This window comes from Burkholderia sp. E168m15 (assembly GCF_016586105.1).
GTDB lineage: Bacteria > Pseudomonadota > Gammaproteobacteria > Burkholderiales > Burkholderiaceae > Burkholderia > Burkholderia orbicola.
In genome coordinates, this window is the sequence record NZ_BCPO01000081.1 from 1 (window position 1) to 18,947 (window position 18,947).

The following is an 18,947-nucleotide window of genomic DNA, read 5'->3' on the forward strand; positions in this document are numbered from 1 at the left end:
GTTCAATCCCTGCATCGAAATCAGTTTGTCGTCGTGACGCCGGCACGAGGCGATCACACGTGACGATGGCACGCGCCGCGCCAACCGGCGCAATCGCGGTCGGGGTCGGGGTCGCACGCCGCGGTCTTGACGGGTGGCGCCTGTTCGCACCGGCGGCACGGCACACCGCTGCACGGGCACCGCGCACGGACGTCTTGCGGCGCACCGGACGCTTGCCGGCCCCCGCGTGGCACACGCGGCGCCGGCGCCGTCCGGCGCCGATCAATCGTGTCGCGCCGACGCGCGACACGCATTCACGCGCGCCTTCATGCGCGCATTTGCGCGATTACGCAGCCGATTCGCGCGCAGCCGCTGCGTCCTTGCGGGCGGCGGCCGCCGTCTGCTTGGCGCCGCGCGTGGCCGTTTCGCTGACCGCATCGAAGCCGCTCTGCGCCGCTTCGATCGCCTGGCCCGTCGCCGCACGCACGGAGTCGGCCGCGGCGCTCGCCGCGGACAGCGCCGAATTCAGCGCGGCCACCACCGGCGCCGAGCCGGCCGGCGCGTGCTTCGACAGTTCGCCGAGCACGTCCTTCAGGCGCTTGTCGTTCTGTTCGTACTGCGCCTGCGCGACCTTCGCCCATTCGGACTGCGTCGACACCGCGATGTCGAACAAATGGCGCCCATACGACACGGCCTTGCCGGCCGCTTCCTGCGGCGCGGCGACCTGTTGCGCGAAACCCGCGGCCGGGTTGTTGGCGTTGAACGCGTTCTTCAGCTTGTCCTCGTATTCCTCGAGCGCCGTCCGGGCCGCTTGCAGGTTGAGTTCGACGACGGCCTCGAAGCCGTGGATCGCCGGACGGGCGATCGCGAACCAGGCGGCGATACCGGATTGATAATCGGCGGCGAGTTTTTCGGGGGCAAATACGGACATCGGGCACGCTCCTGTTAACAATGCGAGAGACAAACGTAAAGAAAAGTGGAAGCTTGATCGACAGTCGCTTCCTTATTGGCAACCCGCTACCTGTTTGGGCACGGGAAGTTGAAGGAAACCATTCTAGAGCGATTAATTGTCAATTAAGTGGCATTAATGATAGGTATAAACCCTTATTACCCTATACGGCGACCGCCGAGGCCCGCTGCACGCCGATATCGCGAATGACCAACCCGAGCGTCCGACCCGCAATGCCTTTTTACCTTTTTGCAGCATAGCGCATCGTGACATCGCGCAATATTTACCAATTCATTATTCTGTTTATTAGAAAACTGGCCTTCATTGAAAATGGAGCCGCAGTCCATGTAATCGTTTTTCTGAATTTATTATGAAATCGTTTTCCGGATTATAAATGACGAATTCAATAATCGGAGGAATGACGAGTCGCGATAAAAAAGGCCGCTCGAAGCGGCCTTGGTCGATCCGGTCAGGCGCGGGCTCAACCGGCCAGTTCGCGATGCAGCGCGCGAAACTCCTGCGCGAGCTTGTGCGTCGGCTCGAGATGGATCACCGGCGTCGACTGCTGATGTGATTCGCGGATCTTCACCGACGCGGACAACCGCGACGCGAGCACCGGCAGCCCTTCGTCGACGAGCTCGTCGACCAGCCGCTGCGGCAGGCTCGCGCGCGGCTGGAACTGGTTGATGACGATCCCTTCCACCTCGAGCGCCGCGTTGTGGTCCTGCTGGATTTCCTTCACGTTCTCGAGCAACGTGTACAGCGCGCGCCGCGAGAAATCGTCGCAGTCGAACGGGATCAGGCAGCGCTCGACCGCGATCAGCGCCGAGCGCGTATAGAAATTCAGCGCGGGCGGCGTGTCGATGTACACGGCGTCGTACATGTCGAGTTCGTTCAGCGCGTCGCGCAACTTGTAGATCTTGTAGCGCGATTCGAGCTTGCCGTGCAGCGTATCGAGATCCGGATGCGCGGGCATCACGTCGAGCTCCTCGAACGGGGTCGCGTGGATGAACGACGCGACGTCGACCGGACGGAAGTTGAAGGTCAGCGCGGTTTCGAAGAAACCGGCGACGCCCGGTTGCGCGTCGGCCGCCGCGTCGCCGAGCAGGTAGCGCGTCGAGTTCGCCTGCGCATCGAGATCGATGACGAGCGTGCGCAATCCTTCGCTCGCGCTGATCGCCGCCAGGTTGCAGACGATCGTCGACTTGCCCACGCCGCCCTTCTGGTTGAATACGACCCGCCGCATGGTGTCCCCTCGATCGAAACGTCGAAACGGCCAGCTTAGCCGATCAATAATGGCGACCGCGTGACGCAGGTCGAATCGGGCGCGACGGGCATGTGACTTGGGCGCGGCACGCGTCAGATGCGCGGCACCGCGCCCGATACGTATCGATTGCCGGGCACGCTCCACCGCCACGGCAGATCCTGACCGACGCGAATGCCGATGCGCGGCCCGCCCGCCAGATCGGCGGGTGGCGCCATCCCGTCGTCGACGATCGCGAACCCGTCGCGCGCGCCGACTAGGTCGACGCCATCCTGCGCGCCGCCGATCCCCATCGCCTGCGTCAATCGAGCCGGGCCGCGGCACAGGTCGCGATCGCGCGTGCGCGGCGGCCGCGCCGCGCGCATCTGCTCGAGCCCGTGCAGCGGCTCCAGCGCACGGATCAGCACGCCCGTTCCCGCGCCGTCCGGGCCGCACACGCAGTTGCAGCACCAGTGCATGCCGTACGTGAAATACACGTAGAAGTGCCCGGGCGGCCCGAACATCGTCGCGTTGCGCGGCGTCTTGCCGCGATAGGTGTGCGCCGCCGGATCGAGCGCGCCCGCATACGCTTCCACTTCGACGATGCGCCCGGCGCGGCCGTCCGCTGCCGCGAGGATCTTGTTCAGGAGTTGCGGCGCCACCTCGGTGGCCATGCGGTTGAAGAACGCGCGCGGCACGATGGTGCCCGGCCACGGCGCCGCCGTCTTACTGCGTCGCATCGTGCCGGTCCTTCATCGCGGCGAGATGAAGCTCATGATACGCATCGACCAGATCGTCGAGCCCGAACGCAAGGTTTCTGCCGCTGGGGTTGGGGAGCACCCACACCCGCGCCTGCTGGATAGGGGACGGCTGCAATCCCCACGCGGCTTCCCGTTGCCCCGACAGCGCCGCATACGCCGCCTTGCCGAGAAACGCGACGAAGCGCGGCGCATGATGCGCGACCTTCTGCTCGAACCCGGCGGCCGCGGCCACGAATTCCGCGCGCGACAGCTGATCGGCACTGGCGGTCGGCCGCGGCACCACGGCCGTCAGCCCGCAGCCGTAACGGAGAATCTCGCGATCGTCCCGCGGCGAAATTTCCGTCGGCGTGAAGCCCGCGAGATGGATCACGCGCCAGAAGCGGTTGTTTCTCCCCGCGAAGTGATGACCGGTCGCGGCCGCGATCAGGCCGGGATTGATCCCGCAGAACAGGACGTCGAGATGGGGCGCGATGAGGTCGGGGAGTGCGTCAGCCACGGTTCATCCAGGGTGCGGCGTGCAGGAACCACGTAAACGAAACGAGGCCCGAAAACCCGGGCCAAGCGACTGGCTTGGCTCGGACGTTCGGGCCCATCGTGATGCAGGATGCCGACTGGCGATCAGAACGGAATATCGTCGTCCATCTCGTCGAAGCCGCCGCCTGCCGGTGCGCTCGGACGGCTCTGGCCGCCGCCACCCGCACCGCCACGTGCCGCGCCGCTGGCACGGCCGCCGCCACCACCGCCGCGCTCCGCCTGCTCGCCGCGACCGCCACCGCCACCACCGTAGCCGCCGCCATAACCGCCTTCGTCACCGCCGCCACCGCCGCCGCCCGAACCGCCGCGGCCACCGAGCATCTGCATCTGTTCGGCGACGATTTCGGTCGAGTAACGATCCTGGCCGTCCTGACCCTGCCACTTGCGCGTGCGGATGCGGCCTTCGATATAGACCGACGAACCCTTCTTCAGGTATTCGCTGACGATCTCCGCCAGACGGCCGAAGAACGCGACGCGATGCCACTCGGTCATTTCCTTGAAATCGCCGCTTGCCTTGTCCTTGTAGCGATCGGTCGTCGCGAGACGGATGTTCGCAACCGCGTCGCCGCTCGGCAGGTAACGGACTTCAGGATCGGCGCCGAGGTTGCCGACGAGGATGACCTTGTTGACGGATGCCATGTGTTTCTCCAGTAAATTCGATGCGGGGCCGCCCGCGTGTATCGCCGCAGGGGCCCGCCGGGGCAAGCCGGCGCGCTGCCGATGCCTGCCCGAAATAAAAGGTTCAGGCCTTGCGCGGCGGCGCTTTCATGCTGGCCGCGATTATAAGCCAGGCAGCAACGAGCCCCGAACACGTATAAAAGACCGTGTTCGCGCCGCCGTGCTTCAGCAGCCAGCCGCCCACGATGCCGCCGAGCGCGAGCCCGATCGACTGCGTGGTGTTGTAGACGCCCGTGGCCGCGCCCTTGCGCGAACCCGGCGCGAGCTTCGACACGAGCGACGGCTGTGACGCTTCCAGGATGTTGAACCCGAGGAAGTACACGAACAGGATCGCCGCCACAATCAGAATGGTATGCGGTGCGCTGCCGAGCAACAATTGGCCGATCAGGATAGCCAGAATGCCGCCGAGCAGCACCGGCTTCATCTTGCCCCGTTTTTCCGCGACGATGATCGCCGGCACCATCATCACGAACGCGAGCCCCATCACCGGCAGGTAGACCTTCCAGTGCGCGGCGACCGGCAGCCCGCCGTCGACCAAGAGGCGCGGCACGACCAGGAACAGCGCCGTCTGCGTCGCGTGCAGCACCAGCACGCCGAAGTTCAGGCGCAGCAGTTCGACGTTGTGCAGCACCTCGGCGAACGGCGCGCGCACGTGCACGGGCTTCGCCGCGTCGGGCACGATCCACAGCACGACGCCGATCGCGAGGATCGACAGCACGCCGACGATCGTGAACAGCCCGCTCATCCCGACCCAGTGGAACACGATCGGCGCACCGACGATCGCGACCGCGAACGACACGCCGATCGAGCCGCCGACCATCGCCATCGCCTTCGTGCGGTTCTGCTCGGAGGTCAGGTCGGCGATGAACGCGAGCACCGCCGACGACACGGCGCCCATTCCCTGGATCACGCGGCCGACGATGATCCACGTGATGTCGTGCGCGAACGCGGCGACGAAGCTGCCGAGCGCGAAGATCACGAGGCCCGTGGCGATCACCGGCTTGCGGCCGAACTTGTCGGACGCCCAGCCGTAGAAGATATAGAACAGCGACTGCGTGACGCCGTAGGCCCCGAGCGCGATCCCGACGAGCAGCACGTTGTCGCCGCCCGGGATGGTTTTCGCATAGACCGAGAACACCGGCATGATCATGAACAGGCCGAGCATGCGCAACGCGAAGATCGCCGCGAGCGACGTGGTCGCGCGCAGTTCGGGCGCAGTCATGCGGGAAGACGTGGCAGACGGATTGGACATCGGGAATGAATTTCGAATGATCGGAATGTCCGCCCGGCAGCGGGCGGCGGAAGATCAGGACCGGCGGCCTGGCGGCCTTTCGGACGACACGTCGGGGCCGGATGCAGACGGCCTGCGGGCCGCCCGGAACCGTGCGGCGCGACCGCTTTCCCCGGCGCAGGTGTCGCCTTGCTGCCACCTGCTGTAAAGGCTGGGGGCCGTAAACGACGGTCTCGAAAAGCCGTTATAGTAGCAGGTTTGGTTCCCTCCATTTTCGCCAGGTTCATGGAACAGATCCGTATCCGTGGGGCACGCACCCACAACCTGAAAAACGTCAATCTCGACCTGCCGCGCCACAAGCTGGTCGTGATTACCGGGTTGTCCGGGTCGGGCAAGTCGTCGCTCGCGTTCGACACCCTTTATGCCGAAGGCCAGCGCCGCTACGTGGAAAGCCTGTCCGCGTACGCCCGCCAGTTCCTGCAGCTGATGGAGAAGCCCGACGTCGACCTGATCGAGGGGCTGTCGCCGGCGATCTCGATCGAGCAGAAGGCCACGTCCCACAACCCGCGTTCGACCGTCGGCACGGTCACGGAAATCCACGACTACCTGCGACTTTTGTACGCACGGGTCGGCACGCCGTACTGTCCCGATCACGACATCCCGCTCGAGGCGCAGAGCGTGTCGCAGATGGTCGACGCAGCGCTCGCGCTGCCCGAGGAGACCAAGCTGATGATCCTCGCGCCCGTCGTCGCGGATCGCAAGGGCGAGCATGCCGAGCTGTTCGAGGACATGCAGGCGCAGGGCTTCGTGCGCTTTCGCGTGCGCTCGGGCGGCGGCGCCGCGAACGAAGGCGCCGCGAAGATCTACGAGGTCGAGTCGCTGCCGAAGCTGAAGAAGAACGACAAGCACACGATCGACGTCGTCGTCGATCGCCTGAAGGTGCGCCCGGACATGAAGCAGCGGCTCGCCGAATCGTTCGAAACCGCGCTGCGCCTCGCCGACGGCCGCGCGATCGCGCTCGAGATGGATACCGATCGCGAGCACCTGTTCAGCTCGAAGTTCGCGTGCCCGATCTGCTCGTACTCGCTGCAGGAGCTCGAGCCGCGCCTGTTCTCGTTCAACAACCCGATGGGCGCGTGCCCGGAATGCGACGGCCTCGGCCAGATCACGTTCTTCGACCCGAAGCGGGTCGTCGCGCACCCGTCGCTGTCGCTTGCCGCCGGCGCGGTGAAGGGCTGGGACCGCCGCAACCAGTTCTACTTCCAGATGCTGCAGAGCCTCGCGGCGTTCTACGAATTCGACATCGACGCCGCATTCGAGGATCTGCCCGAAAAAATCCGCAAGGTGCTGCTGTTCGGCTCGGGCAAGCAGACGATCCCGTTCTCGTACATCAACGAGCGCGGCCGCACGACGATCCGCGAGCACGTATTCGAAGGGATCATCCCGAACCTCGAGCGCCGCTACCGCGAGACCGATTCGGTCGCGGTGCGCGAAGAGCTGTCGAAGTACCAGAACAACCAGCCGTGCCCGTCGTGCGACGGCACGCGCCTGCGCCGCGAAGCGCGCCACGTGCGGATCGGCACCGGCGACCACGCGCGCGGCATCTATGAGATCAGCGGCTGGCCGCTGCGCGACGCGCTCGGCTATTTCGACGGGCTGACGCTCGAAGGCGCGAAGCGCGAGATCGCCGACAAGGTGATCAAGGAAATCGTCGCGCGCCTGACGTTCCTGAACAACGTCGGCCTCGACTACCTGTCGCTCGAGCGCAGCGCGGAAACCCTGTCGGGTGGCGAGGCGCAGCGCATCCGGCTCGCGTCGCAGATCGGCTCGGGGCTCACGGGCGTGATGTACGTGCTCGACGAGCCGTCGATCGGCCTGCACCAGCGCGACAACGACCGCCTGATCGCGACGCTCAAGCACCTGCGCGACCTCGGTAACTCGGTGATCGTCGTCGAGCACGACGAGGACATGATCCGCACGGCCGACTACGTGGTCGACATGGGCCCCGGCGCGGGCGAGCACGGCGGCGTCGTGGTCGCCGAAGGCACGCCGAAGCAGGTGCAGTCGAACCCGCAGTCGCTGACCGGCCAGTACCTGCTCGGCAAGCGCGTGATCGAGTACCCGGACGAGCGGCTCGCGCCCGATCCGGAGCGGATGCTGCGCATCGTCGACGCGCACGGCAACAACCTGAAGCACGTCGATCTCGAACTGCCGGTCGGCCTCCTGACCTGCATCACCGGCGTGTCCGGCTCCGGCAAGTCGACGCTGATCAACGACACGCTGTATCACGCGGTCGCGCGCCACCTGTACGGCTCGGCGGCCGAACCGGCGCCGCACGAGGCGATCGAGGGCCTCGAGCACTTCGACAAGGTGATCAACGTCGACCAGTCGCCGATCGGCCGCACGCCGCGCTCGAACCCGGCCACGTACACGGGCCTGTTCACGCCGATCCGCGAGCTGTTCTCGGGCGTGCCGACGTCGAAGGAGCGCGGCTACGATCCGGGCCGCTTCTCGTTCAACGTGAAGGGCGGCCGTTGCGAATCGTGCCAGGGCGACGGCGTGCTGAAGGTCGAGATGCACTTTTTGCCGGACGTCTACGTGCCGTGCGACGTGTGCCACGGCAAGCGCTACAACCGCGAAACGCTCGAAGTGCACTACAAGGGCAAGAACATCAGCGAAGTGCTCGACATGACGGTCGAGCATGCGTACGAGTTCTTCAGCGCGGTGCCGGTCATCGCGCGCAAGCTGAAGACGCTGCTCGACGTCGGCCTCGGCTACATCCGCCTCGGCCAGTCGGCCACGACGCTGTCGGGCGGCGAGGCGCAGCGCGTGAAGCTGTCGCTGGAGCTGTCCAAGCGCGACACCGGCCGCACGCTGTACATCCTCGACGAGCCGACCACCGGCCTGCACTTCCACGACATCGCGCTGCTGCTGGAAGTGATCCACCGGCTGCGCGACCAGGGCAACACGGTCGTGATCATCGAGCACAACCTCGACGTGATCAAGACGGCCGACTGGGTGATCGACCTCGGCCCCGAAGGCGGCGCCGGCGGTGGCCAGATCATCGCGCAGGGCACGCCCGAGCAGGTCGCGAAGACGAAGGCGAGCTTCACCGGCAAGTACCTCGCACCGCTGCTCAAGCGTCCGACCCGCAAAGTCGCGGCCGGCTGACGCCCGTTCCACCCTGCCCGCGCGCGGCCGCCCGGCCGCGCGCTCGTCGTAGCCGCCGCGCCCCCTCGTTTTCCCTTCTGCGTTTACACCACGCGCCAAACGGCCCGTTTGCGGACCATAATGGCAGCTATACTTTACGGTCGTAAGGTTCGCCATCCGCACCAATCCGGTGCGGCGCCGGGCGACCCGCGCGCTACCGCGCGCGGCGCGGCACGACATACGGACGACAGGAATCCACGATGGAGAAGCAACAAGAGTCGCGCGACACGCAGAACCGCGAGCCGCACCTGCGCAGCGTGCGGCTGACGAGCGACTTGAGCCTGCCGAAGCTGTCGGCACTCGAGATCGGCAGCTATCTCTTCGCGCTCGTCATGATGTGGCTCGTCCTCGAGCTCAAGCTGCTCGGCGGGATGCTGGCCGGCCTGCTGGTCTACCAGTTGATCCACACGATCGCGCCCGTGATCGAACGCCATACCACCAGCATGCGCGCGCGCTGGGTCGCCGTCGTGCTGCTGTCGATCGCGATCGTCGGCGCGCTCACCGGCCTGACGCTCGCCATCATCGAGCATTTCGAACACACGGTGCCGAACCTGCAGAGCCTGCTCGGCCAGTTGATGCAGATCGTCGAGCAGACCCGCGCCCGCACGCCGGCCTGGATCGCCAACCTGCTGCCCGTCGACGTCGAACAGATGAAGACGAAGGCGGCCGTGCTGATGCACTCGCACATGGACCAGCTCCAGCAAAGCGGCAAGAGCGTCGCGCGCGGCTTCGGCCACGTGCTGTTCGGGATGATCATCGGCGCGATGATCGCGATCGGCGTCGAGCAGGGCAAGGTGCGCCGACCGCTGTCGACCGCGCTCGTCACGCGCGTGTCGCGCTTCGCCGACGCGTTCCGCCGCATCGTGTTCGCGCAGATCAAGATCTCGGCGATCAACGCGGCATTCACCGGCATCTACCTGCTCGTCGCGCTGCCGATCTTCCATCAACGGCTGCCGCTGTCGAAAACGCTCGTGCTGGTCACGTTCATCGTCGGCCTGCTGCCGGTGATCGGCAACCTGATCTCGAACACGCTGATCGTCGCGGTGTCGCTGTCGGTCAGCATGGGCACCGCGATCGCGTCGCTCGCGTTCCTCGTGGTCATCCACAAGCTCGAATACTTCCTGAACGCGAAGATCATCGGCGGCCAGATCGAGTCGCGCGCGTGGGAGCTGCTGCTCGCGATGCTGATCATGGAAGCCGCGTTCGGGCTGCCGGGCGTGATCGCCGCGCCGATCTTCTATGCGTACCTGAAACGCGAGTTGTACCTGCTGCGGCTGATCTGAAGCCGCCCGCCACCGGCAAACAAAAACGCCGCGCCCCGTGAAGGGCGCGGCGTTTTCGCTTGTGGAGCCGGCCGTTGGGGGCCGACGGATCAGCGGAACACGACCGTCTTCGTCCCGTTCAGCACGATCCGGTGCTCGACGTGCCACTTCACCGCCCGCGCGAGCGTCACGCACTCGACGTCGCGGCCGATCGCGGTCAGCTGGTCGGGCGTCATGCTGTGGTCGACGCGCTCGACTTCCTGCTCGATGATCGGGCCTTCGTCGAGATCGGTCGTCACGTAGTGCGCGGTCGCGCCGATCAGCTTCACGCCGCGGTCGAAGGCCTGGTAGTACGGCTTCGCGCCCTTGAAGCTCGGCAGGAACGAATGGTGGATGTTGATCGCGCGCCCGGCGAGCTGCTCGCACATGTTCGGCGACAGGATCTGCATGTAGCGCGCGAGCACGACGAGATCGGCCTGGTGCTCGTCGATCACTTCCAGCACGCGTGCTTCCTGCGCGGCCTTCGCGGCATCGGACGAGCCGCCGATCAGCGGAAAGTGATGGAACGGAATGTTGTAGCTCGCGGCAAGCTGGTAGAACTCCTTGTGGTTCGACACGATCGCCGGAATCTCGATCGGCAGCTGGCCGGTGCGATAGCGGAACAGCAGATCGTTCAGGCAGTGGCCGATCTTCGACACCATGATCACGACGCGCGGCTTCACGGCCGCATCGTGCAACTCCCAGCGCATCGAGAACTGTTCGGCGAGCGGCGCGAACTCCTTGCGAAGCGTGTCGAGCGCCGACGCGGCATCCACGCCGCCGCCGTCCTGTTCGAAGTGCACGCGCATGAAGAACTCGCTGGTGCGGCTGTCGCCGAACTGCGCGGAATCGAGGATGTTGTTGCTGCGCTCGAACAGGAAGCCCGAGACCGCATGGACGATGCCGTGCCGGTCAGGGCACGACAGTTTCAAGATAAAGCTGTGATCGGTCGGCATGACCGCTACTCCCATTGTTTCCGTATTCGTCAAATTGCCCGTTCGCGCCGCGCGGCGCGCGTCGCAGTGCACGTCATGCAGCCGGCACGAACAGCGCGTCGATGCCGGCCGCGTCGGCCGCCGCGATCCAGCGGTGACGCAGCAGCGTGTCGAGCGTCGCGAGGCTCGCATCCATCGTCGCGCGGCCTTCGCGCAGCCAGCCGATCACCTCGGGCACGCCGGCCAGCAGGTGCTCGGCCACTTCGCCATCCTGGTTGCGCGGCGCGAAATCGTGCGGCAGCGGCAGGTCGTACACGAAGATCAGTTCGGACTGCGTGCCTTCCGGCAGCGAGTTCAGTACCTGCACCGTGCGGCCCGCGATCGCGCGCGCCGCCAGGTCGGCCGGAATGCCGGCTTCTTCCCAGCATTCCTTCGCGAGCGTCTCGTGAACGCCCAGCCCCCAGCCGATCCCGCCCGCGACGACGTTGTCGAGCATGCCGGGGTCGGTCGCCTTGGTCGCGCTGCGGCGGCCGAGCCACATCTTCGGCGCGGTCGCGACGGGCGGCTCGCCCGGCGTAACCGCATATTCTACGATGCCGTTCACGTGCACCGCATAGGTCTGCGTGCCGAAGAAGCGCGACGCGGCGCGCTCGATATACGCGAGCGGCGGATCGTCGAAGCGGTTGCGGATCGCGTAGATCTCGTCGCGCCAGCCGGGAATCGCGCCCTCGGCCGCGAGCGCGCCGATCGCGCTGGCCAACGCCATGCTGCGCGCATCGACCGAATCGTAGCGCGCCGACAGCACGACGCGCTCGCCGGTCAGCTCGAACACGTCGGGCCAGCGCGCGAGCTTCGCGACGTCCTGGCGGCGCACCCAGCCGACCGCCTGGCCGGCGATCTCGAAACGCAGGTGCGCGGCCGGATCGAAGCGGCGCGCGGCCGCGATGCACGGAAACGTCATCGTCATCAATCCTTCAGTGCGACGCGGATGCCGATCGCGATGAACGTGGCGCCCGCGATCCGGTCGAGCCACACGCCGGCCTTCGGGCGCCGCTTCAGCCACGTGCCGATCATGCCCGCGCCGACGCCGAACAGCGAGAAGACCGCGGCCGTCTGCAGCATGAACAGCGCGCCGAGCTCGAACATCTGCAGCGTCACGCTCTGCGCGCCGTGCGGATCGACGAACTGCGGCAGGAACACGACGAAGAACAGCGTGACCTTCGGGTTCATCAGGTTGCCGATCACGCTCTGCCGGAAGATCGTGCCGAGCGGCTGCGGCGGCCGCGCATGCGCGTTCGCGAGACCCTGGCTGCGCAGCGCCTTGATGCCGATCCACACGAGGTACGCGGCGCCCGCGAGCTTCAGGATCTGGAACGCGACCGGCGACGAACGCAGCACGGCCGCCACGCCGAGCGCCGCGAGCGTCGTGTGGAACAGGATTCCCGCCGTGAAGCCGAGCGCGGCGACGAAGCCGGCCGCGCGGCCCTGCGAGATGCCGCGGGCGAGCACCTGCAGGTTGTCGGGACCCGGCGCGAACGTGATCGCGACCGACGTGGCGAGAAACAGCATGAAGTTGGGCATCGTGACCTCGCTGCGGAAGGTGAACCAAGCGGTGAACCAAGCGTGAACCGAGGCCAGCCGGGGCGGCAAACCCCGACGGACCGGCGTTCAGTGGCCGGCGAATTCGGTAACGGTATAGACCGGCAGTCCGGCGTTGCGCAGCAGCGTCGAGCCGCCGAGATCGGGCAGGTCGATGATCGCCGCGCCTTCGACGACCTCCGCGCCGAGCCGCTGCAGCAGATTGCGCCCCGCCATCATCGTGCCGCCGGTCGCGATCAGATCGTCCATGATGATCACGCGGTCGCCGGGCTTGCACGCATCTTCGTGGATCTCGACCGTCGCGCTGCCGTATTCGAGGTCGTACGACTCCGAACGCGTCTTGTACGGCAGCTTGCCGACCTTGCGGATCGGCACGAAGCCGACGCTCAGCTCGTACGCGACGATCGGCGCGATGATGAAGCCGCGCGCGTCGAGCCCCGCGACGTAGTCGAGCTTCGCGTCGACATAGCGTTCGACGAACAGGTCGACGAGGATGCGCAGCGCCTTCGGGCTCTGCAGCAGCGTCGTAATGTCGCGGAACTGCACGCCGGGCTGCGGCCAGTCGGGCACCGTGCGGATCTGGCTGTGGATGAAGGCGACCGGATCGAGCGGTGCGCCCGGCGACGAATGCGGCATGAAACTCTCCGAAAAAAACGGTGCGCGAAGATCGGGCACCGTTTCTGATCAATACGGGTCGGGTTGTGAATCGCGGCTCACGCAGCCGCGGCCGGCGGATCGCGCCGATGGCGCGACAACCGCTCCTCCGCGAGCGCGAGCGCCTCGGGCAGCCCGCGCAGCACCACGATGTCGCTCGCGCGCAGCTTGGTCTGCGGATCGGGTTCGACGCCGCGGATGCCGTGCCGGCGGATCGCCGTGACTTCCAGCCCGAGCGCGTACAGCCCGAGTTCTTCCAGCGAACGCCCGACCGCGTCCGCGCGCGCGTCGACCGGCACCGATTGTAGCCGCACCTGCTCGTGATCGTCGTCGTCCGCATCGTCCGCGCCGCGGAAATAGCCGCGCAGCAGGCTGTAGCGCTCGTCGCGCATCTCCTCGACGCGCCGCACGACCTTGCGCATCGGCACGCCGACCAGCACCAGCGTGTGCGACGCGAGCATCAGGCTGCCCTCGACGATCTCCGGAATCACTTCGGTCGCGCCGGCCGCGAGCAGCTTCTCGAGATCGGCATCGTCGACGGTGCGCACGATCGCGGGCAGCGTCGGCTCGAGCTCGTGCACGTGATGCAGCACGCGCAGCGCGGACGGCGTGTTCGCGTAGGTGATCGCGACGGCCGCCGCCCGGTGGATACCGGCCGCGAGCAGCGACTCGCGGCGCGCCGCGTCGCCGAACACGACCGATTCGCCGGCGGTCGCCGCAGCACTCACGCGATCGGGATCGAGGTCGAGCGCGACGTACGAAATACCTTCCTGTTCGAGCATGCGCGCGAGGTTCTGGCCCGCGCGGCCGTAGCCGCAGATGATCACGTGGCCGCGCTGCTTGAGGCTTTGCGTCGCGATCCGCGTCATCTGCAGCGACTGCTGCATCCATTCCGTCGACGACAGCCGCATCACGATGCGGTCGGCATTCTGGATCAGGAACGGCGCGGCGAGCATCGACAGCAGCATCGACGCGAGGATCGCCTGCAGCAGCGTCGAATCGACGAGATGCCGGTCGAGGATCAGGTTCAGCAGCACGAAGCCGAATTCGCCGGCCTGCGCGAGGCCGATGCCGGTGCGCATCGCGACGCCCGGCGTCGCGCCGAACAGCCGCGCGAGCCCGGCGATCATCGTCGCCTTGAACAGGATCTGCCCGACGAAGAAGCCGAGCACGATCAACGGATGCTCCCAGATCACGCGCGGATCGAGCAGCATCCCCGTCGTCACGAAGAACAGGCCGAGCAGCACGTCGCGGAACGGCTTGATGTCCTCTTCCACCTGATGGCGGAACGGCGTCTCGGAAATGAGCATCCCGGCGATGAACGCGCCGAGCGCGAGCGACAGGCCGAAGCGGTCGGTGATGAACGCGGCGCCGAGCGTGACGAGCAGCAGGTTCAGCACGAACAGCTCCTGCGAGCGGCGCCGCGCGACGACGTTGAGCCAGCGCGTCATGAAGCGCTGGCCGATGACGAGCAGCAGCGCGAGCGCGATCACGATCTTGACCGCCGCGAAGCCGAGCGTGAGCGCGAGATCCTTCGACGATTCCGCGCCGAACGCGGCGATCACGATCAAGAGCGGCACCACCGCGAGATCCTGGAACAGCAGCACGCCGAAGATGTTGCGGCCGTGCTCGGTCTCGATCTCGAGCCGCTCGGCGAGCATCTTCGACACGATCGCCGTCGACGACATCGCGAGCGCGCCGCCGAGCGCGATGCTGCCCTGCCACGTGATGTGCACCCAGTGCTCGAACAGCGCGCCGAGCACGAGCGCGAGCACGAGGGTCGCGACGACCTGCAAGAGGCCGAGCCCGAACACGAGCCGCTGCATCGACCTCAGCTTCGCCAGCGAGAATTCGAGGCCGATCGAAAACATCAGGAACACCACGCCGAATTCCGCGAGGTGCTCGGCCCGTTCGAGATCCGCCGCGACGCCGAATGCGTGCGGGCCGACCAGGATGCCGACGGTCAGGTAGCCGAGCATCGGCGGCAGGTTCAACGAGCGGAATACGACGACGCCCACCACTGAGGCCAGCAGCAGCAGCAGGGTCATTTCGAGCGGGGAAATCACAGGCGAAGCGTCCTCGTTCGTCGGGGCCACGGCAATGCGGGCGCGGGGTGGTGGCGGTGGACAGGCTGCTTCGGACGAGTCCGAAGGCCGGCGCGGCGAACAAACGCCTTTGCTATACTCCGCGCATGATAGCGAAAATCAATGATGATCGGGCGCTCGCGCTCGCCCGCGACGTGCTCGACATCGAGGCGGACGCCGTGCGCGCGCTGAGCGACCAGCTCGACGGCGGCTTCGTCCAGGCCGTGGCGCTGCTGCTCGGCTGCCGCGGCCGCGTCGTGGTCTCCGGGATCGGCAAATCGGGGCATATCGCCCGCAAGATCGCAGCCACGCTGGCCAGCACCGGTACGCCGGCCTTCTTCGTCCACCCTGCCGAGGCCAGCCACGGCGACCTCGGGATGGTCACCTCCGACGACGTCTTCATCGGCATCTCCTATTCCGGCGAATCGGAAGAACTCGTCGCGATCCTCCCGCTCGTGAAGCGGATCGGCGCGAAGCTGATCGCGATCACGGGCCGTGCGGGCTCGAGCCTCGGCACGCTCGCCGACGTGAACCTGAACGCCGCGGTGTCGAAGGAAGCGTGCCCGCTGAACCTCGCGCCCACCGCGAGCACGACTGCCGCGCTCGCGCTCGGCGACGCGCTCGCCGTCGCCGTGCTCGACGCGCGCGGCTTCGGCTCGGAAGATTTCGCGCGCTCGCATCCGGGCGGCGCGCTCGGCCGGCGCCTGCTCACCTACGTGCGCGACGTGATGCGCTCGGGCGACGACGTCCCGTCCGTCGGGCTGAATGCGACGCTGTCGGACGCGCTGTTCCAGATCACCGCGAAGCGCCTCGGCATGACGGCCGTCGTCGACGCCGACGGCAAGGTCGCCGGCATCTTCACCGACGGCGACCTGCGCCGCGTGCTCGCCCGCGACGGCGACTTCCGCACGCTGCCGATCACCGAAGTCATGACGCGCGACCCGCGCACGATCGCGCCGGACCACCTGGCGGTCGAGGCCGTGGAACTGATGGAGCGCCACCGGATCAACCAGATGCTGGTCGTCGATGCCGACGGCGCGCTGATCGGCGCGCTGAACATGCACGACCTGTTTTCGAAGAAGGTGATCTGATGAGCGCAGCGCTGACTGCGGCCGAACGCGCGAGCCGCGTGAAGCTGATGATTTTCGACGTCGACGGCGTGCTGACCGACGGCGGACTGCTGTTTACCGCGGCCGGCGACGCGATGAAGTCGTTCAATTCGCTCGACGGCCACGGCGTGAAGCTGCTCGGCGAAGCCGGCATCGCGACCGCGATCATCACGGGCCGCCGCTCGGAGATCGTCGCGGCCCGCGCGAAGGAAATGAAGATCGCGCACCTGTTCCAGGGCGTCGAAAACAAGCTCACCGTGTTCGGCGAGCTGATCGCGTCGCTCGGCCTGACGGCCGACGCCTGCGGCTACATGGGCGACGACTGGCCCGACCTGCCGGTGATGCTGCGCTGCGGCTTCGCGACGGCCCCCGCGAACGCGCACCCCGAGGTGATCGCCCGCGCGCACTGGGTCGCCGAGGCCCGCGGCGGCCACGGCGCCGTGCGCGAGGTCTGCGATGCGATCCTGCGCGCGCAGCGCCGCTACGACGCGCTGCTCGCCGCCGCCTGCGGAGCCTGACCGATGAGCACGCATTTCCGCTGGACCCAGATGCTGCCGCTCGCCGCGGTCGCCGCGCTCGCAGGCATCACGTGGTGGCTGCTGCAGGCCACGCTGCCGCCGCCCGGCGAGGGCATCGCGCAGCCGAAGCGCCACACGCCCGACTATTTCGCGGACAACTTCTCGGTCACCGAGCTCGACCAGACCGGCACGACCCAGTACCGGCTGACGGCCGCGAAGCTGGTCCATTACGAAGACACCGAAGGCAGCGACCTGACCGATCCGGCCATGCGCGCGTTCCAGCCCGGCAAGCCGGTCGTGACGACCACCGCGAAGCGCGGCACCGTCAACGGCGACGTGTCGATCGTCGATTTGTACGACGATGCGCGCATCCTGCGCGCGGCCGGCGGCGGCGATCCGCAGATGCAGGCCGATTCCCAGCATTTCCGGATCTTCGTCAATGACGATGTGATCCAGACCGAAAAGCCGGTTAAACTTCAGCGCGGCCTGTCGCTCGTCAACGCGACCGACGGCATGAAGTACAACAACGTCACCCGGGTCATCGAGCTTTACGGCAACGTGCGCGGCACGATCGCCGCGGCGGACACGTCCGGCGGCTCGAAAGGTCAACCCAAGTGACGCATCCCTCACGTGACTGCATGAACGAACCGTTCCCTCGACAGATTTCCGGCGGCGCTGCGCGCGCCGTCCGCGCCGCGCTCGCCGCGACGCTCGTGGCGCTCCCGCTCGTCGGGCTGGCGCCGCTCGCCCATGCCGAGAAGGCCGACCAGAACAAGCCGATCAACGTCGAGGCCGACAACCTGACCTATGACGATCTGAAGCAGGTGACGGTCGCGACCGGCAACGTCGTGATCACGAAGGGCACGATCATCATCAAGGGCGATCGCGTCGAAGTGCGCCAGGACCCGGAAGGCTATCAGTACGCGACGTCGTTCGGCAGCGGCAAGAAGCACGCGACGTTCCGCCAGAAGCGCGAAGGCCTCGACGAATACATCGACGGCGACGCCGAGCGCATCGACTACGACGGCAAGCAGGATCTCACCACGCTGACCACCGCCGCGACCGTGCGCCGCCTGCAGGGCACGTCGACGATCGCCGATACCGTGCACGGCAGCGTGATCACGTACGACGGCCAGCGCGACTTCTACACCGCGAAGGGCGGCAAGGACGTCGCGGCGCCGGGCAACCCGAACGGCCGCGTGCGCGCGATGCTGTCGCCGAAGAACGGCGGCCCCGCGCCGCTGAACGGGGCGCCGGCCAAGCTGTCGCCGTCGACCACGATCCAGGGGGCGCCGGGCCAATGAACGCGCTCCCGAACCGCCAGCCGGCCGGCACCACGAGCTCGCTCGTCGTCCGCAACCTGAAGAAGCGCTACGGCTCGCGCACGGTCGTCAAGGACGTGTCGCTCGACGTGAAGAGCGGCGAAGTCGTCGGTCTGCTCGGCCCGAACGGCGCCGGCAAGACCACGTCGTTCTACATGATCGTCGGCCTCGTGCCGACGGACGCGGGCGAAATCTCGCTGAACGGCAGCTCGATCAGCCTGCTGCCGATCCACAAGCGCGCGTCGCTCGGCCTGTCGTACCTGCCGCAGGAAGCGTCCGTGTTCCGCAAGCTGACCGTCGAGGAAAACATCCGCGCGGTGCTCGAACTGCAGCACGGCGAGGACGGCAAGCGGCTGTCGAAGGACGCGATCTCGTCGCGTACCGAAGCGCTGCTCGACGAGCTGCAGATCGGCCACCTGCGCGAGAACCCCGCGCTGTCGCTGTCGGGCGGTGAACGGCGCCGCGTCGAAATCGCGCGCGCCCTCGCGACCAACCCGAGCTTCATCCTGCTCGACGAACCGTTCGCCGGCGTCGATCCGATCGCGGTGCTCGAGATCCAGAAGATCGTCAAGTTCCTGAAACAGCGCAACATCGGCGTGCTGATCACGGACCACAACGTCCGCGAAACGCTCGGCATCTGCGACCACGCGTACATCATCAGCGACGGTTCGGTGCTGGCCGCCGGCGCGCCGAGCGAAATCATCGAAAACGAAAGCGTGCGCCGCGTGTACCTCGGCGAACACTTCCGCATGTAACGTCCTCCTCGTGGCTGGCTGCACCCCGCCCGGCATCGCCGCGCGGGGCTGCGCCCCGCTTTGCATCCACGCCCGCGGCCCTGCC

18 protein-coding genes are annotated in these 18,947 nt (G+C 67.0%); 7 read left to right on the forward strand and 11 right to left on the reverse strand.

Annotated features, from left to right (window positions below; genetic code table 11):
• Positions 1-325 precede the first annotated feature (325 nt).
• The 6 genes from phaP to JMF86_RS13820 form a co-directional block, all read right to left on the reverse strand.
• Positions 326-910: a TIGR01841 family phasin gene (gene phaP / locus JMF86_RS13795; RefSeq protein WP_011694404.1), complete on the reverse strand. Its 585-nt coding sequence runs from the start codon at positions 908-910 to the stop codon at positions 326-328.
• Between the two features lie 499 nt (positions 911-1,409).
• The gene (locus tag JMF86_RS13800) at positions 1,410-2,174 is read right to left on the reverse strand and encodes a ParA family protein (protein ID WP_011546225.1); all 765 of its coding nucleotides are present in this window, start codon (positions 2,172-2,174) and stop codon (positions 1,410-1,412) included.
• 113 nt (positions 2,175-2,287) lie between these two features.
• A complete protein-coding gene (locus JMF86_RS13805) occupies positions 2,288-2,911 on the reverse strand; it encodes a DNA-3-methyladenine glycosylase (protein ID WP_011546226.1) in 624 nt (207 codons plus the stop codon).
• Positions 2,898-3,428 (reverse strand): G/U mismatch-specific DNA glycosylase, encoded by a 531-nt coding sequence (mug, locus tag JMF86_RS13810; RefSeq protein ID WP_054928048.1) that lies wholly within the window; start codon positions 3,426-3,428, stop codon positions 2,898-2,900. Before mug ends, JMF86_RS13805 begins: the two co-directional genes overlap by 14 nt.
• Before the next feature lie 122 nt (positions 3,429-3,550).
• A complete protein-coding gene (locus tag JMF86_RS13815; protein WP_006477800.1) occupies positions 3,551-4,105 on the reverse strand; it encodes a single-stranded DNA-binding protein in 555 nt (184 codons plus the stop codon).
• Between the two features lie 103 nt (positions 4,106-4,208).
• On the reverse strand, positions 4,209-5,396 hold the full coding sequence (locus JMF86_RS13820) for an MFS transporter (RefSeq protein ID WP_006477799.1): 1,188 nt from the start codon (positions 5,394-5,396) through the stop codon (positions 4,209-4,211).
• A gap of 264 nt (positions 5,397-5,660) precedes the next feature.
• Here JMF86_RS13820 and uvrA point away from each other — a divergent pair, with 264 nt between their 5' ends.
• Both uvrA and JMF86_RS13830 read left to right on the forward strand, forming a co-directional pair.
• The gene (uvrA, locus tag JMF86_RS13825; RefSeq protein ID WP_054928049.1) at positions 5,661-8,546 is read left to right on the forward strand and encodes an excinuclease ABC subunit UvrA; all 2,886 of its coding nucleotides are present in this window, start codon (positions 5,661-5,663) and stop codon (positions 8,544-8,546) included.
• Positions 8,547-8,785: 239 nt separating this feature from the next.
• Entirely contained in the window at positions 8,786-9,868 is a 1,083-nt protein-coding gene (locus JMF86_RS13830; RefSeq protein ID WP_006477797.1) for an AI-2E family transporter, read from the forward strand.
• An 89-nt stretch (positions 9,869-9,957) separates the two neighbouring features.
• Here JMF86_RS13830 and purU read toward each other — a convergent pair whose 3' ends face one another.
• The 5 genes from purU to JMF86_RS13855 all read right to left on the reverse strand — a co-directional run bounded on the left by purU (position 9,958) and on the right by JMF86_RS13855 (position 15,140).
• Positions 9,958-10,842: a formyltetrahydrofolate deformylase gene (purU, locus tag JMF86_RS13835; protein ID WP_006483149.1), complete on the reverse strand. Its 885-nt coding sequence runs from the start codon at positions 10,840-10,842 to the stop codon at positions 9,958-9,960.
• 73 nt (positions 10,843-10,915) lie between these two features.
• Positions 10,916-11,782: an NUDIX hydrolase family protein gene (locus JMF86_RS13840; protein WP_054928058.1), complete on the reverse strand. Its 867-nt coding sequence runs from the start codon at positions 11,780-11,782 to the stop codon at positions 10,916-10,918.
• A gap of 5 nt (positions 11,783-11,787) precedes the next feature.
• Positions 11,788-12,402: a LysE family translocator gene (locus JMF86_RS13845; RefSeq protein ID WP_011694405.1), complete on the reverse strand. Its 615-nt coding sequence runs from the start codon at positions 12,400-12,402 to the stop codon at positions 11,788-11,790.
• A gap of 87 nt (positions 12,403-12,489) precedes the next feature.
• On the reverse strand, positions 12,490-13,056 hold the full coding sequence (locus JMF86_RS13850; protein ID WP_012329235.1) for an adenine phosphoribosyltransferase: 567 nt from the start codon (positions 13,054-13,056) through the stop codon (positions 12,490-12,492).
• Positions 13,057-13,133: 77 nt separating this feature from the next.
• Entirely contained in the window at positions 13,134-15,140 is a 2,007-nt protein-coding gene (locus JMF86_RS13855) for a monovalent cation:proton antiporter family protein (protein WP_012329236.1), read from the reverse strand.
• 125 nt (positions 15,141-15,265) lie between these two features.
• Between JMF86_RS13855 and kdsD the strand changes: the two genes are divergently transcribed.
• From kdsD to lptB, 5 genes are read left to right on the forward strand one after another with little or no spacing between them, the layout of a single operon-like run.
• Complete coding sequence (gene kdsD / locus JMF86_RS13860) at positions 15,266-16,249, forward strand: arabinose 5-phosphate isomerase KdsD (RefSeq protein ID WP_011546235.1); 984 nt, start codon at positions 15,266-15,268, stop codon at positions 16,247-16,249.
• Positions 16,249-16,785 carry an HAD family hydrolase gene (locus tag JMF86_RS13865; RefSeq protein WP_054928050.1) on the forward strand — a complete coding sequence of 179 codons (537 nt, stop codon included), beginning with the start codon at positions 16,249-16,251 and terminating at the stop codon, positions 16,783-16,785. Before kdsD ends, JMF86_RS13865 begins: the two co-directional genes overlap by 1 nt.
• Positions 16,786-16,788: 3 nt before the next feature.
• Positions 16,789-17,403 (forward strand): LPS export ABC transporter periplasmic protein LptC, encoded by a 615-nt coding sequence (gene lptC / locus JMF86_RS13870; RefSeq protein WP_054928051.1) that lies wholly within the window; start codon positions 16,789-16,791, stop codon positions 17,401-17,403.
• Positions 17,404-17,423: 20 nt separating this feature from the next.
• Complete coding sequence (lptA, locus tag JMF86_RS13875) at positions 17,424-18,089, forward strand: lipopolysaccharide transport periplasmic protein LptA (RefSeq protein WP_012329239.1); 666 nt, start codon at positions 17,424-17,426, stop codon at positions 18,087-18,089.
• A complete protein-coding gene (gene lptB, locus JMF86_RS13880; RefSeq protein ID WP_006477788.1) occupies positions 18,086-18,862 on the forward strand; it encodes an LPS export ABC transporter ATP-binding protein in 777 nt (258 codons plus the stop codon). The genes lptA and lptB overlap by 4 nt, the downstream gene beginning before the upstream one ends.
• The last annotated feature ends 85 nt before the right edge of the window (positions 18,863-18,947 follow it).

Coding starts and splice junctions, on each gene's coding strand:
- phaP (WP_011694404.1), bottom strand. CDS start 910: ATGTCCGTATTTGCCCCCGAAAAACTCGCCGCCGATTATCAATCCGGT.
- JMF86_RS13800 (WP_011546225.1), bottom strand. CDS start 2,174: ATGCGGCGGGTCGTATTCAACCAGAAGGGCGGCGTGGGCAAGTCGACG.
- JMF86_RS13805 (WP_011546226.1), bottom strand. CDS start 2,911: ATGCGACGCAGTAAGACGGCGGCGCCGTGGCCGGGCACCATCGTGCCG.
- JMF86_RS13815 (WP_006477800.1), bottom strand. CDS start 4,105: ATGGCATCCGTCAACAAGGTCATCCTCGTCGGCAACCTCGGCGCCGAT.
- JMF86_RS13820 (WP_006477799.1), bottom strand. CDS start 5,396: ATGTCCAATCCGTCTGCCACGTCTTCCCGCATGACTGCGCCCGAACTG.
- uvrA (WP_054928049.1), top strand. CDS start 5,661: ATGGAACAGATCCGTATCCGTGGGGCACGCACCCACAACCTGAAAAAC.
- JMF86_RS13830 (WP_006477797.1), top strand. CDS start 8,786: ATGGAGAAGCAACAAGAGTCGCGCGACACGCAGAACCGCGAGCCGCAC.
- purU (WP_006483149.1), bottom strand. CDS start 10,842: ATGCCGACCGATCACAGCTTTATCTTGAAACTGTCGTGCCCTGACCGG.
- JMF86_RS13840 (WP_054928058.1), bottom strand. CDS start 11,782: ATGACGTTTCCGTGCATCGCGGCCGCGCGCCGCTTCGATCCGGCCGCG.
- JMF86_RS13845 (WP_011694405.1), bottom strand. CDS start 12,402: ATGCCCAACTTCATGCTGTTTCTCGCCACGTCGGTCGCGATCACGTTC.
- JMF86_RS13850 (WP_012329235.1), bottom strand. CDS start 13,056: ATGCCGCATTCGTCGCCGGGCGCACCGCTCGATCCGGTCGCCTTCATC.
- kdsD (WP_011546235.1), top strand. CDS start 15,266: ATGATAGCGAAAATCAATGATGATCGGGCGCTCGCGCTCGCCCGCGAC.
- JMF86_RS13865 (WP_054928050.1), top strand. CDS start 16,249: ATGAGCGCAGCGCTGACTGCGGCCGAACGCGCGAGCCGCGTGAAGCTG.
- lptC (WP_054928051.1), top strand. CDS start 16,789: ATGAGCACGCATTTCCGCTGGACCCAGATGCTGCCGCTCGCCGCGGTC.
- lptA (WP_012329239.1), top strand. CDS start 17,424: ATGAACGAACCGTTCCCTCGACAGATTTCCGGCGGCGCTGCGCGCGCC.
- lptB (WP_006477788.1), top strand. CDS start 18,086: ATGAACGCGCTCCCGAACCGCCAGCCGGCCGGCACCACGAGCTCGCTC.